This window comes from Metabacillus sp. GQ13, assembly GCF_059758525.1.
Genome location: NZ_JCAXET010000005.1, coordinates 35007 through 49189, shown reverse-complemented (window position 1 = coordinate 49189; position 14183 = coordinate 35007). Strand labels below are relative to the sequence as shown.

Genomic DNA, 14183 nt, shown 5'->3' with positions numbered 1-14183 from the left:
ATAAAAATACTTGTACTGTGGATAAACTCTCGAAATCCAGCTCTAGCAACTAACAACTAGCTCCTCGAGAAAGTTCTAAATCCTTTTTGGGGGTCATAGCCTATCAGGTACCATTGATTTGAAGACAAAGAACGTTCCTCTATTCATGAGCATCTTATGCTTGTCAGGGCTGACCGAGGAGCTTGGCTTATGTTCGTGTTTAAAAGGAGATTTAACGAGTATCGTGTAAGGTATGATAATGAGGATAAACAAGTTTGACTCCACTCTAAGCGTATGGATTAGAAAAAATATTCAAATGAATATATCAAAGAAAAAAGGCATTAAGAAGAACTTATCTAACACATTATGTTATAATGGATTGTACTTTAACCTTCGTGCATACTAAAGGGATAATCATTCGTCTTTTAAAACATCTTTGGAAGGGTTAACTAAGGCGTATAATATATTTAATTAAAGCATATGAAATGTTAGAGACATAGCAAACCAAAATGAAAAGAATACTTTGCCACGATGACTACATAAAATGAGTTGACGTATAGATCGTATTACTAATTTAAATTAAAAAAGAGACAATGTTAATTTGGGGACAAGGGTGATTTATTTGCGGGACATCTATGGTAAGTTAGCAAAACTAAAGATCATGCTAGAGAAGAAGCTTGCTCATCCTTACTTGGAAAGGTATTTACCTTCACCCAAAATTGATGAAGATAAGCTATTGCTTTTTTATGCAATTTTTGATGAGATAGATCTTTCAGAGGAACTAAAAGAAAGTTATATATTGACTGCAATGCTAGTGCAAGTTGCTCTTGATACTCATGATGATGTCACAACTAAGAATAATATTAATTCTACCGAATTTGTTCAAAGACAATTGACAGTTTTGGCAGGAGATTATTTTAGTGGATTATATTATTTTATGTTATCTGAAATAGAAGATATTAAGATGATACGGGCGTTAGCAGTAGCAATAAGGGAGATTAACGAACATAAAATTAGACTCTATCACGATGAAAGTTCTAATTTGCAGTCGAGCATGGATAGTCTTCTTACCGTTGAGACATCATTATTCCAACGAGTGGCAGAGCATCTAAATGTAGAATCGTGGAAAGTGCTCTCATTTAGGTTTTTATCTTATAAAAGACTATCTCATGAAAAATTTCAGTATGAGAATGGGTCGATTAATCAGGAAAATCTAAGCTACCAAAATCCGTTTTCGATTCATTTACTTAAGAAAACATGTAATGCGTACTTCGAAGAGACGAGTTCTCTTTTAGATTCTAGTTTTTTTAAGTCTTCCTCTGTTACGAATGTATTGATTAAACGTTTGCAAGCGATTCGTTTTCATGAAACATTACAGTATAAAAAGACTGTGGAAGAAGGTTTGTAATGATGGAGCAATCAAAAGAAGAAAAAGTCCATGGTGTATTTGAAAAAATCTACAAGAATTACGATAAAATGAATTCAGTTATAAGCTTTCAACGTCATATAGCATGGCGTAAAGAAACAATGAAGAAAATGCGAGTCAAACCGGGACAAAAAGCTTTAGACGTGTGTTGTGGCACGGCTGATTGGAGTATAGCACTTGCGAATGAGGTTGGGACTGAAGGTGAAGTAATTGGACTTGATTTCAGTAAAAATATGCTTCAAATAGGTCAACAAAAAGTGGAGAATCTAGGGTTATCTAATGTGAAATTAATTCATGGGAACGCAATGGAGCTTCCGTTTGCAGATCATACCTTTGATTTTGTCACAATTGGCTTTGGCTTACGCAATGTACCTGACTATATGCAAGTGTTAAAAGAGATAAATCGAGTATTAAAGCCTGGTGGTAAAGGAGTATGTTTAGAAACCTCTCAACCAACAGCACCATTATTTAAGCAAGGTTATTATTTGTATTTTCGTTTTATCATGCCATTATTCGGTAAACTATTCGCAAAGAGTTATCAAGAATATTCATGGTTACAAGAATCCGCAAGAGATTTTCCAGGTATGAAAGAATTAGCGCAGATGTTCAAGCAAGCTGGTTTTGAACAAGTTCAGGTAAAACCATTTACTGGTGGAGTGGCTGCAATGCATTTAGGCATAAAACACCCCGACTGAATAGACCAATCTAATTCAATCTTAAATCTGATAAGTATCTCAGATATTCATATTAGTGTTTAGTGTTAATGATTTAGGGTCTTTTGAGCAGGGAGACAGGCTAAATACGTTCAGAAGTGCTATTAGGAAAAGCAACAATCTTTGCACAAACGGCCAAGTATTAAGAAATGATAATTAGTTATATTATGTCCGACAATAAGATGTCATAAGGTGATAGTATGAAATATAAAGCATTGTATTCGTTTTTAAATAATGATCTTACAATAATTGAACAAGAACTAGAAAAGACAGCAATATCCGAGTATCCATTACTTAAAGAAGCAAACATTGAGCTAATTAAAGCGGGGGGTAAACGAATTCGTCCTGTTTTTGTTTTGCTTTCATCTATGTTTGGGGACTACGATATAAATAGAGTGAAGTATGTGGCTGTTGCCCTTGAAACAATTCATATGGCATCTCTCGTACATGATGATGTAATTGATGACGCTGAGTTACGGAGAGGTAAACCTACTGTAAAGGCCAAATGGGATAATCGGATAGCGGTGTATGCTGGAGATTACCTGTTAGCACGCTCATTAGAAGTTATGTCAAATATAGATAATCCAGTCGCTCACAAACTATTATCGAAGACAATGGTAGAGGTATCATTGGGAGAAATAGAACAAATTAAGGATAAATATCGATTTGATCAGTCTTTACGTACTTATTTAAAGAGAATTAAAAGAAAAACTGCTCTTTTAATTGCTTCAAGCTGCCAATTAGGAGCTGTTTCGTCTGGTGCTACAGAAGAAATACATAAAAAACTTTACTGGTTTGGGTATTTTGTTGGAATGTCCTTTCAAATTACAGATGATATCCTCGATTTTACATCAACTGAAAAAGAACTTGGAAAGCCAGTGGGAAGTGATCTACTTCAAGGGAATATAACCTTACCAGTTTTATTTGCTCTTGAGAACCCTTTATTAAAAGAAGAAATAGAAAAAATATCAAATAAAACGACACCAAATCAAATTCAACCACTTTTAGAGAAGATTCTTAAATCAGACGTAATTGAAAGGTCAGCTAATGTAAGTGATCAATATCTTCAGAAAGCATTTGAAATGCTAGAAACATTACCGAAAAATCGCGCGAAATCCACTTTACATAGCATTGCAAAGTATATCGGAAAAAGAAAATTTTAAAATCCCATGTTTTCACCATACCATGTTTGCAAAATACTATTCTTACATGGTATTATTTTCATGGGATCATGTAAGCCTATACATACATTTTATGGGGTGGAGAATAAAATATGGAAAAAACTTTTTTGATGGTAAAACCGGATGGTGTGCAACGTCAAGTTATTGGTGATATTGTTAGTAGATTTGAAAGAAAGGGTTTACAATTAGTAGGCGCAAAATTTATGATGATACCGTTGGAGCTTGCTGAGCAGCACTATGGAGAACATAAAGGGAAACCTTTCTATAATAAGCTAGTAAGCTTTATTACCTCTGGACCAGTTTTTGCAATGGTATGGCAAGGTGAGAATGTAGTCGAACTTAGCCGTAAGATGATGGGAAAGACAGACCCCAAAAATGCCGAACCAGGTACGATACGTGGAGATTACTGCATGTATGTTAGTAAAAATATTATTCACGGTTCTGATTCACCTGAAAGTGCTACCCGTGAAATATCTTTGTTTTTTAATGAAAATGAACTTATAGACTATGATAAATTAATTAATAATTGGATTTACTAAAAAACTAGCAGGTTGCTAGTTTTTTTATTTTGGTTTTAAGAAAATTATTTAATAGTGATACTTACAAGTAGGAATTAAGTACATATTAAAATCGATGTTCGATAATTACTTTATTTGTTGAATTTTTTTTCACAAAGATTGCTGTTTTTTGTTTTAATCACTTCTATACGTATTTAACCTATCTTCGTTCTCAGTTCGTTACTAACACAGATGATAAATTTTCTACAAACTTTTTCGATTTAGTGACGTCAAAATGACTTTAATATGACTAAGAAGGCAAATGTTTTTGAATTTTCATAAAAAATTGCGCAATTTCCTAATTATTTAAGATATACTATTAATTATTGTTTACTAGGATATTTTTATGTATTTAAGGACAAGTTCGTAACAAGCCATATAGGAGAATCTTTACATGTTCTATCATATTTAAATTGACTTGTATTCTAAAGAATGATTTCCTATATTTTAGAAAAGTGCGTAAATATGCTAATGATAGTTGTGTAGAAGGAAAAGTCATAGGAGAGTTGACAATGTTGGATCAAGATTATGAACAGTTTATCAAAAAGATAAAAAGTAAAACAGGTATTGATTTATCCCTATACAAGGAAGCACAAATGAAAAGAAGGTTAACTTCCTTGTATGAGAAAAAAGGTTTTAAAAGTTTTACTGATTTTTATAGCGAATTAACGAAGGAAAGTCAGATATATTATGATTTTTTAGATAGAATGACTATTAATGTCTCAGAATTTTATCGGAATTATAAACGATGGCAAGTACTAGAAGAAAAAATTTTACCATCCCTGTTAGAAAAGAATAATCAATTAAAAATATGGAGTGCTGCATGTTCCACCGGAGAAGAACCATATACTCTTGCAATGATTTTGGCAAAAATTGCACCACAATCCAAAGTGAAAATCTTAGCAACTGATATTGATGAAAATGTTTTAGCGAGAGCAAGACTTGGGATCTATCCAGAGCGATCATTAAATGAAGTTCCAGATGATAGTAAGTCTAAGTATTTTAGTCAAGAGGGGACAATCTATAAGGTTAATGACAAAATAAAAAATGTTGTTCAATTTGAAAAGCAAAACCTTTTAGCTGATACATTTGATACTCAATTTGATTTAATTGTCTGCCGAAATGTTTTAATCTATTTTACCGAAGAGGCTAAAGAAACATTATATAATAAGTTTAGTGGTGCTCTTAAAAGTCAAGGTATACTTTTTGTAGGGAGTACCGAACAAATATTCAATGCAGAACGTTATCAATTATCGTCTGTTGATACATTTTTTTATCAAAAGAAGTAAAAACCCGCTATTTTTTTCATTATTTCTATGATATATTTGTACTTAAAAGCGTTAGTGCGTTGAAGGGAGAGAGAACAATGAGATATTTAACAGCAGGTGAATCTCACGGACCTCAATTAACGGCAATTGTTGAAGGTGTTCCGTCTGGATTAAATTTAAGAGCAGAAGATATAAATAAAGATCTAGCTAGAAGACAAAAGGGCTATGGTCGCGGTAGAAGAATGCAGATCGAAAAAGATCAGGTGCAAATTGTAGGTGGTGTAAGACATGGTAAAGCATTAGGGTCGCCAATTCCACTTGTAGTTGAAAACAAAGACTGGAAGCATTGGACTAAAATAATGGGTGCAGAACCAATCACACCTGAAGAAGAATTAGAGGTAAAGCGTCAAATTACACGTCCTCGTCCTGGACATGCTGATTTAGTCGGGGCTATGAAGTATGGTCATCGAGATATGAGGAATGTCCTTGAACGGTCATCCGCTCGTGAGACAACTGTCCGAGTAGCTGTAGGATCATTAGCAAAACAAATATTAGCTGAATTGAATATAAAAGTGGTAGGCCATGTATTGGAAATAGGTGGAGTAAGAGCTGAAAATACTGAATATAAAGATATTGATGATCTATTATCTGTAACAGAAGAATCGCAAGTAAGATGTTATGACCGTGATACAGAAACAAAAATGATGGAGGCTATTGATCAAGCAAAAGAAAATGGTGACTCTATCGGAGGAGTCGTAGAAGTTGTTGTTGAAGGATTACCAGCTGGAATTGGAAGCTATGTCCACTATGACCGTAAGCTAGATAGTAAGATTGCTGGGGCTATAGTGAGTATAAATGCATTCAAAGGTGTAGAATTTGGCATAGGCTTTGAGGCGGCACGAAAGTTTGGCAGCCAAGTACATGATGAAATTGTTTGGAATGAGGAAGAAGGGTATCATCGAAAAACAAATCGTCTTGGTGGATTTGAAGGCGGTATGACAACTGGCATGCCTATTGTTGTTAGAGGTGTGATGAAACCAATTCCAACACTTTATAAGCCATTACAAAGTGTAGACATTGAAACAAAGGAACCTTTTACAGCAAGTATTGAGCGTTCTGATAGTTGTGCAGTTCCTGCAGCAAGTGTTGTAGCTGAAGCTGTTGTAGCATGGGAAGTTGCAAACGCAATTGTGGAGCAGTTTGGATTAGATCGTATGGATCTTATTAAAGAAAACGTCCAAAAAATGCGTGAATACACGAGGGACTTTTAATGAATTCCATTTTTATCAAAACGACTGAAGACACTTACCCTGTTTTTATTGGTGAAAATGCGAAGGAAGAATTACCCAAACTATTAAGAACCCTTACTCCATCAAAAGTATTAATTGTAACGGATACCAATGTAGATAATTTATATGGAGATAATTTGGTAAGTTTAATTGGAGAAGAATGGACAACATTAAAGTTTGTCGTCCAAAGCGGTGAGGCTGCAAAATCATTCGATTTGTTTTATGAAATTCAAACGTATGCTTTAAAAAAAGAATTAGATCGTAAATCAGTCATTATCGCCTTTGGCGGTGGTGTAGTCGGTGACTTAACTGGATTTGTTGCTGCTACCTATATGAGAGGGGTACCCTTCATTCAAGTACCTACTACCTTATTAGCACATGATAGTGCAGTAGGTGGTAAAGTAGCAATTAATCATCCAGAAGGCAAGAATATGATTGGTGCATTTTATCAACCTAAAGCAGTCATCTATGATAGTTCATTTTTACAAAGCTTGCCTTCAAACGAATTGAGATCTGGTCTTGCTGAGGTAATTAAGCATTCCTTAATCCGAAGTGAAACGTTATATACTTATTTATCTACTGAAATCCGTTATTTGTGCGATATAACAAATGAAAACTTACAACGTATGATTCTAGAAGGAATCAAAATTAAAGCGGATGTTGTATCAGTTGATGAAAAGGAATTAGGGTTACGTGCAATTTTGAATTTTGGACATACACTTGGTCATGCAGTTGAGGCTGAAGCTGGTTATGGAAAGATCTCACATGGAGATTGTGTAGCAATTGGTATGTTATTTGCAACATGGTTAAGCAATAAAACGCTGAAATTGACTCTGCCATACCAAGAGCTAAAGTCATGGTTTAAAGATCTGGGTTTTCCTGTAGTAATACCGGAATCACAGTTAACTGATCGTTTGATAAATAAAATGAAAAAAGATAAAAAAACAAAGTCAAATCAATTGACTATGATTTTATTAAAGGGTATCGGTGAGACAACTACAGCAGTTTTTACAGAAGAGGAATTGACCTCTTTACTTAACGAGTGGAGAGCAATAGAACGAGGTGAAAAGGTTGATTAGGGGAATTAGAGGAGCAACAACGATCATCGATAACAGTGAATCATTAATGTTACAAGCAACTGAAGATTTGTTACATGAAATGATTCAAACGAATAGTGTGAAACCTGAAAAGGTAGCACAAGTTATTATGACTGTCACAAATGACTTGACTGCTACTTTTCCAGCAAAAGCGTTAAGAACTATTGAAGGTTGGACGTACGTACCTGTTATGTGTATGCAGGAAATACCTGTCCCTAATGGTTTGAAAAAATGTATTAGGGTTTTAATGACCGTAGAAACCGAAGAGCAGCAAGAGAATATAAACCATGTTTATTTAAATGAAGCTGTTAAATTAAGACCTGATTTATTAAATAGTTAATTTTGTAAAGATTCAGAACAATGGTAAAACAGCCTTGACTTTAATAAGATATATGTAATACGATAATAAAGAAGATTGTTTAGTAGAAGAGCAGAGTAGTTTAGTATAGGGTAGCTGAGAATGAGTTTAGCCGAGGTTTTATTTGAAACAGCACAAGTCTACCCAAAAACCAATGTGTTTTTGGGTTTTTGTTTTTTTGATAAACGATGTATAACTATAAATATTTAGTGCAAATCGTTGTTCACAGACAAAGAATTTTGTGCGTAACACAATCTTTCTATTTTTAACCTCCTAAATACTCATTCTCCAAATTATTTACTTGGAGGAGTGAGTCACATTGAATTTTTCTTCTTATAGTACTTTTTGTGAAGAAAGTGCACATTATCGAACAATCCCCATTGTGAAGCGGTATACCGTGGATGACATTACACCAATTCAATTATTTCAGCTTTATAAGGATGAGGCTGTTTACTTATTAGAGAGTAATGATGTCGAATCAAGTTGGTCACGTTATTCTTTTATTGGATTAAATCCATTTTTATTTGTTGAAGAAAGTCTTGGAGAGTTTTCAATATTAAGTGAACAACGAAAAACACTTTTTAAATCAAGCTCCTTGACAACAATATTTGAAAACCTTCAAGACCATCTAGCGATAAAGCTACCTGATCTGGACCTTCCATTTGTCGGAGGCGCTGTTGGTTACATTGGATATGATACAGTATCAATCTTAGAAAAAGTAAAAAAACATAAGACAGATGACCTTAATCAGCAAAATTGTATGTTTTTTGTTTGTGAAACAATCATTGCCTTTGATCATTTAGAAAAACAATTGTATTTTATCCATTATGAACGTGTCAATGGAAATGAAGACGAAGTTCACCTACGTGCTAATTATCAACTAGCTGAAGCGAAAATGAATAAATATGTAAGTAAGCTTCAACACAAGGGTCAATCTGAAGATATACCTTTAACGGTATCAGAGCAGTATGACGTGAACTTTGATGAGATAAAGTCAAATTATAAAAAGAGTAAGTTTTTAGAAGATGTAGAAAAAGTAAAAGAGTATATTCGTGCTGGAGATATATTTCAAGGGGTTCTATCGCAAAGATTTGAAATTCCAATCGAAACAAATGGATTTTCCCTTTATCAAGTTTTACGCATTGTTAACCCATCACCTTACTTATTTTATATACGGTTTAATGATACTGAACTTGTAGGGAGTTCCCCTGAACGACTTATTTATATTCATAATAAGCATCTCGAAATTCATCCGATTGCAGGCACGAGAAGACGTGGAAGATCAGTTGAAGAAGACTGTTATCTAGAAACGGAATTAAAAAATGATGAAAAGGAAAAAGCTGAACATTATATGTTAGTAGATTTGGCTCGGAATGATCTTGGGAGAGTTGCCGAGTATGGATCTGTAACAACTCCACAATTGATGGAAATTGGTCGCTTTTCACATGTCATGCACCTAGTTTCAAAGGTTACCGGAAAACTAAGAAATGAAATTCACCCGATAGATGCGCTACTGTCCTCTTTTCCAGCTGGTACTGTATCAGGAGCACCTAAAATAAGAGCCATGCAAATTATCCAAGAACTAGAACCAGCAGCAAGAGGAAGTTATGCTGGTTGTGTAGCATACGTTGGTTTTGATGGAAACATAGATTCTTGCATAACAATTCGTACGATTACTGTGAAAAATAACATAGCTTATGTGCAAGCTGGAGCAGGAATAGTAGTTGACAGTGTTCCTGAGCTAGAATGGAAAGAAACATGCAACAAAGCAAGCGCAATGCTTAAAGCAATCCAAATGGCGGAAAAGGTTTTTACTAAAGGAGGTAAGAGTGATGAAAGAGCAACTAGCAGAATGCATTGAAGGGAAAACAATGACAGAGTCACAAGCAGAACAAGTGATGAATCTGGTAATGACTGGTCAAGCAACCTCTAGTCAAATAGCAAGTTTAATATCGATTATGAGACTTAGAGGAGAAACAGTGGATGAATTAGTTGGTTTTGCTAAGTCTATGAAAAAACATATGAATTCTATAACCTATACTAGTGATGTTGTTGACACATGTGGAACAGGCGGTGACGGAGCTTCTACCTTTAATATATCAACTGCAGCAGCAATTGTTGTTTCATCACTAAAGGTCAAAGTTGCAAAACATGGTAATCGGGCCATTACATCAAAAAGTGGAAGTGCAGATGTAATCGAAACATTAGGAATTACAATTCAATCCACGCAAGAACAAGCGATAGAAAGTCTAGATAAGTACAATATGAGCTTTTTATTTGCACCGATGTTTCATTCATCAATGAAGCATGCAGTTAATCCTAGAAAAGAAATCGGATTTAGAACCGTTTTTAATTTATTAGGTCCGTTAGCTAATCCTGCAAATGCTAAAAGACAAGTGATTGGAGTTTATTCGACTAATTATGCAGAGAAAATGGCTGAGGCGTTAAAACGGTTAGGTGCAGAGCATGTACTGCTTGTAACTGGTCGAGATGGCTTAGATGAAATTTCTATTACTACTGAAACAGATGTAGTGGAACTTAAAGATGGCTTGATTTCAAGATATGTTCTACATCCAACTGATGTGGGGCTATCAGTTGGAGATAGTGAAGAGATAAAGGTAGCAGATCCAAAAGAAAGTGCAGCACTTATTGAACGTATATTTAGAGGTACGGCACCAAAAAGTGCAGAAAATATTGTGGCGATTAATGCAGGTGCTGCTTTATACGTTGCAAACTACGTACACTCTTTAGCAGATGGAGTTATGCTCGCTAAAGAGGCCATTCAAAACGGCATGGCCTTACAGCAATTAGGAATGCTTCAAAATCAGGTGGAGGAAAATTATGCTTAACAAAATTATTGAAACAAAAAGACAGGAAATGAAAAGTTTAGTTTTACCAAATGATGAGAATCTCCCCCGTATTTCCTTTTATGATGCGCTAAAGAACCCGCATAGGGAGTTAGCACTTATAGCTGAAGTTAAAAAGGCTTCACCATCAAAAGGATTAATAAAGGAGAATTTCAATCCAGTGGAAATTGCGATGGCCTATGAAAGAGGTGGTGCTGATTGTTTATCAGTGCTTACCGATACTCCTTTCTTTCAAGGGAAACGTGAATATTTGACCGAGGTAAAAAAAGCAGTAAACCTGCCAATTTTACGTAAAGACTTTATTATTGACCCTATACAAATTGATGAGGCTAGGCTGATTGGTGCAGATGCCATTCTATTAATTGGAGAGGCTCTTGAGCCAACTCTATTAAAGGAACTCTATCAGTATGCGCTGGTATCAAATCTAGATGTACTAGTAGAGGTGCATGATTTACAAACGTTAGAACAGGTATTGAAGGTTGTAACACCGAAGATATTGGGAGTTAATAATCGTAACCTCAAAACATTTCAAACGAATATCGACCAGTTAAAAGATATCATCCCTTATATACCTAAAGAAACATTATTGGTTAGCGAAAGTGGGATTTATACAAAAGAGGATTTAATTCTTGTTAAGCAATATGGTGCAAAAGCAGTATTAGTTGGTGAATCGCTTATGAGAAAAGAAAATCAAGAGCTTGCAATAAAAGAGTTATTTGGAGAGAATATTAATGTCTAAACCATTATTGAAATATTGTGGGATACGAACAATTGATGATCTGAAGACAGTTGTACGATCCCAAGCGGACTATATAGGTTTCATTTTTGCAAAGAGCAAGAGAAGAGTTTATCCTAATCTTGTAAAAGATTGGCTATCTGAAGTAAATCTTTCTAATAAAAAGATTGTTGCAGTGTTTGTTAATCCAAGCGAGGAGGAGATACATTCTGTCTTAACAACTCTACCTATTGATGTCATTCAATTTCATGGAAACGAGCCTTTTTCTGAGATTAATAAAGTGAAAGAAACATATAATGCTTCAATTTGGAAGGCCCTACATCACCATCCTCAAACACTTGATGAGATGAAATCTTATTTAAAGAGCGTAGATGGTTTTGTGATTGATTCTAGATCTAAAGGGCAGTGGGGAGGTACAGGAGTTAGCTTTGACTGGGCTGCAGTACCAAACTATCTTTCATTTGCTAGTCAAAACGAAAAGCTATGCTTCATTGCAGGTGGGGTAAATGAAGGGAATATCGGAAAACTACTAACTTTTGAACCTAAAGGAATCGACTTATCAAGTGGCATTGAAATGAACGATAAGAAGACTATCGAAAAGATACAATTAATAGAAGAAAGGGTGTTACAGCATGTCAATATATCCTGATATAAATGGGCGTTATGGAGATTTTGGTGGTAGATTCGTACCAGAAACACTGATGAGTCCGTTAGCAGATATTGAACTCGCACATAAAGAAGCAATGCAGGATCCATCATTTTTAGAAGAATATCATTATTTATTAAAAGAATACTCAGGCAGACCGACAACGGTTACATTTGCTGGGAATGTTACTGAAAAATTAGGTGGAGCTAAAATATATTTAAAGCGGGAAGATTTAAATCATACTGGCGCCCATAAGATCAATAATGCGATAGGTCAAGCACTCCTTGCAAAAAGAATGGGGAAAACAAAGGTCATTGCTGAAACCGGTGCTGGACAGCATGGTGTTGCCACCGCAACTGTTGCAGCTAAATTTGGTATGGAATGCAAAGTCTTTATGGGAGAAGAGGATGTACGCCGTCAACAATTAAACGTATTTCGTATGCAACTTCTAGGTGCCGAAGTCATTCCTGTTACCAGCGGAAATAAAACATTGAAGGATGCTACAAATGAGGCCATGCGTTATTGGGTACAGCATTGTGAAGATCATTTTTACATTATTGGTTCAGTAGTTGGTCCACATCCATACCCGTACATTGTTAGAGAATTTCAGCGTGTAATTGGCGATGAAGCGATTAAGCAATTTCACGATATTGAAGGAACGCTTCCTTCAAAAGTAATGGCTTGTGTAGGCGGAGGAAGTAATGCTATTGGGATGTTTGCAGCATTTTTAAATGAAGATGTTGACCTAGTAGCTGTAGAGGCAGCAGGTCTTGGTGTAGATACTGATATGCATGCAGCAACAATTACCAAAGGAACAAAGGGAGTACTACATGGATCATTAACCTATTTATTACAGGATGAATATGGTCAAATTACTGAACCGTATTCAATTTCAGCAGGTCTTGATTATCCAGGAATTGGACCCGAACACGCTCATTTAGCAAGCACAGGTCGAGTGAAATATGAAAGTGTTACAGATCAAGAGGCATTACACGCCTTGGAAATGTTAGCGAAGGAAGAGGGAATATTAGCAGCGATTGAATCTGCACATGCACTTTCATCAGCATTTGAACATGCAAAGCAAATGCAAAAAGATGAAACCATACTTATTTGTTTATCCGGTAGAGGAGATAAGGATGTACACACTTTGATGTCACATTATAAGAAGGGTGAAACGGATGAAAACACTCTTTAAGCAACCACTAGAAACTAAACTATTTATTCCATTTATTACTGCTGGTGATCCTGATTCCGAAACAACTGTGGAATTGGCAATGGCTTTGCAAGAGGCTGGTGCATCAGCATTAGAAATTGGTATACCATACTCAGATCCAGTAGCGGATGGCCCTGTTATTCAGAAGGCATCAAGCCGTGCTTTAAAAAATGGGATGAATATTGTGAAAGCAATAAAGCTAGTCCCTAAAATGAGAGAAAAAGGACTAAATATTCCCGTTATTCTATTTACGTATTACAATCCTGTGTTACAATTAGATCAAGAATCCTTTTTCGCTTTACTGCGACAAAATACGGTAGATGGTCTATTGATTCCTGATATACCATTCGAAGAAAGTAAAGAGATTCGTCTGAAATGTCGTGAACATTCAATTTCATTCATATCATTAGTTGCACCTACATCAACAAGCAGAATTAAGATGATTGCTGAAAACGCTGAAGGTTTTATTTATTGTGTTTCTTCCTTAGGAGTTACAGGGGTTAGAAAAGATTTTGATCAGTCAATAACCAGCTTTTTAGATGAGGTAAAACGATATAGCAATGTACCAGTTGTAGTTGGATTTGGTGTTTCTTCAAGAGAACAGGTAGAGCAGTTGGGGAGGTTATGTGATGGTGTTGTCGTAGGGAGTGCCTTAGTGCGAGAAATTGAACGATTACAAATACCATTGTTAAATGAAAATACTCGACGACATGCTGTTGCAGAATTTGGAAAATTCGCTGAAACCTTTGGTTCAAATGAAATCAAAATTTGATTTTTAGTTAGATTTACGTATAACTGAGGAGAGAAATCATCTCAGATTAAAAGATAGTATCACATCATGTAAAAGAGGTGT

The 14183-nt window shown here is 35.3% G+C and carries 14 protein-coding genes; all 14 read left to right on the top strand.

From position 1 onward, the window contains the following. Window positions 1-601 precede the first annotated feature (601 nt). Window positions 602-1387, top strand: a complete 786-nt coding sequence (locus tag AC6CHR_RS07245) for a heptaprenyl diphosphate synthase component 1 (protein WP_498247902.1) — start codon at window positions 602-604, stop codon at window positions 1385-1387. A 2-nt stretch (window positions 1388-1389) separates the two neighbouring features. Continuing rightward, window positions 1390-2100 (top strand): demethylmenaquinone methyltransferase, encoded by a 711-nt coding sequence (locus AC6CHR_RS07240; RefSeq protein WP_498247901.1) that lies wholly within the window; start codon window positions 1390-1392, stop codon window positions 2098-2100. Window positions 2101-2318: 218 nt separating this feature from the next. Next, window positions 2319-3281 (top strand): heptaprenyl diphosphate synthase component II, encoded by a 963-nt coding sequence (gene hepT, locus AC6CHR_RS07235; RefSeq protein ID WP_498247900.1) that lies wholly within the window; start codon window positions 2319-2321, stop codon window positions 3279-3281. Window positions 3282-3391: 110 nt separating this feature from the next. Beyond that, on the top strand, window positions 3392-3838 hold the full coding sequence (gene ndk, locus AC6CHR_RS07230) for a nucleoside-diphosphate kinase (RefSeq protein WP_498247899.1): 447 nt from the start codon (window positions 3392-3394) through the stop codon (window positions 3836-3838). 530 nt (window positions 3839-4368) lie between these two features. After that, window positions 4369-5145 carry a CheR family methyltransferase gene (locus AC6CHR_RS07225; protein ID WP_498247898.1) on the top strand — a complete coding sequence of 259 codons (777 nt, stop codon included), beginning with the start codon at window positions 4369-4371 and terminating at the stop codon, window positions 5143-5145. A gap of 77 nt (window positions 5146-5222) precedes the next feature. Then, window positions 5223-6395, top strand: coding sequence for a chorismate synthase (aroC, locus tag AC6CHR_RS07220; protein ID WP_498247897.1), 1173 nt, complete (start codon window positions 5223-5225; stop codon window positions 6393-6395). Then, complete coding sequence (gene aroB, locus AC6CHR_RS07215) at window positions 6395-7492, top strand: 3-dehydroquinate synthase (RefSeq protein WP_498247896.1); 1098 nt, start codon at window positions 6395-6397, stop codon at window positions 7490-7492. The genes aroC and aroB overlap by 1 nt, the downstream gene beginning before the upstream one ends. Further along, a complete protein-coding gene (gene aroH, locus AC6CHR_RS07210; RefSeq protein ID WP_498247895.1) occupies window positions 7485-7850 on the top strand; it encodes a chorismate mutase in 366 nt (121 codons plus the stop codon). Before aroB ends, aroH begins: the two co-directional genes overlap by 8 nt. Before the next feature lie 337 nt (window positions 7851-8187). Continuing rightward, a complete protein-coding gene (gene trpE, locus AC6CHR_RS07205) occupies window positions 8188-9729 on the top strand; it encodes an anthranilate synthase component I (protein ID WP_498247894.1) in 1542 nt (513 codons plus the stop codon). Then, window positions 9698-10717 carry an anthranilate phosphoribosyltransferase gene (gene trpD, locus AC6CHR_RS07200; protein ID WP_498247893.1) on the top strand — a complete coding sequence of 340 codons (1020 nt, stop codon included), beginning with the start codon at window positions 9698-9700 and terminating at the stop codon, window positions 10715-10717. Before trpE ends, trpD begins: the two co-directional genes overlap by 32 nt. Then, a complete protein-coding gene (trpC, locus tag AC6CHR_RS07195; protein ID WP_498247892.1) occupies window positions 10710-11474 on the top strand; it encodes an indole-3-glycerol phosphate synthase TrpC in 765 nt (254 codons plus the stop codon). The genes trpD and trpC overlap by 8 nt, the downstream gene beginning before the upstream one ends. Beyond that, window positions 11467-12120 (top strand): phosphoribosylanthranilate isomerase, encoded by a 654-nt coding sequence (locus AC6CHR_RS07190; protein ID WP_498247891.1) that lies wholly within the window; start codon window positions 11467-11469, stop codon window positions 12118-12120. Before trpC ends, AC6CHR_RS07190 begins: the two co-directional genes overlap by 8 nt. Continuing rightward, window positions 12104-13312 (top strand): tryptophan synthase subunit beta, encoded by a 1209-nt coding sequence (trpB, locus tag AC6CHR_RS07185; protein WP_498247890.1) that lies wholly within the window; start codon window positions 12104-12106, stop codon window positions 13310-13312. The genes AC6CHR_RS07190 and trpB overlap by 17 nt, the downstream gene beginning before the upstream one ends. After that, window positions 13296-14102 (top strand): tryptophan synthase subunit alpha, encoded by an 807-nt coding sequence (gene trpA / locus AC6CHR_RS07180; protein WP_498247889.1) that lies wholly within the window; start codon window positions 13296-13298, stop codon window positions 14100-14102. The genes trpB and trpA overlap by 17 nt, the downstream gene beginning before the upstream one ends. Window positions 14103-14183: the final 81 nt, after the last annotated feature.

Bases quoted from the DNA above. Each gene is read 5' to 3' on its own strand.
- aroC (WP_498247897.1), top strand. From the start codon at position 5,223: ATGAGATATTTAACAGCAGGTGAATCTCACGGACCTCAATTAACGGCA.
- aroB (WP_498247896.1), top strand. From the start codon at position 6,395: ATGAATTCCATTTTTATCAAAACGACTGAAGACACTTACCCTGTTTTT.
- trpC (WP_498247892.1), top strand. From the start codon at position 10,710: ATGCTTAACAAAATTATTGAAACAAAAAGACAGGAAATGAAAAGTTTA.
- AC6CHR_RS07225 (WP_498247898.1), top strand. From the start codon at position 4,369: ATGTTGGATCAAGATTATGAACAGTTTATCAAAAAGATAAAAAGTAAA.
- AC6CHR_RS07240 (WP_498247901.1), top strand. From the start codon at position 1,390: ATGGAGCAATCAAAAGAAGAAAAAGTCCATGGTGTATTTGAAAAAATC.
- trpB (WP_498247890.1), top strand. From the start codon at position 12,104: ATGTCAATATATCCTGATATAAATGGGCGTTATGGAGATTTTGGTGGT.
- AC6CHR_RS07190 (WP_498247891.1), top strand. From the start codon at position 11,467: ATGTCTAAACCATTATTGAAATATTGTGGGATACGAACAATTGATGAT.
- hepT (WP_498247900.1), top strand. From the start codon at position 2,319: ATGAAATATAAAGCATTGTATTCGTTTTTAAATAATGATCTTACAATA.
- ndk (WP_498247899.1), top strand. From the start codon at position 3,392: ATGGAAAAAACTTTTTTGATGGTAAAACCGGATGGTGTGCAACGTCAA.
- trpA (WP_498247889.1), top strand. From the start codon at position 13,296: ATGAAAACACTCTTTAAGCAACCACTAGAAACTAAACTATTTATTCCA.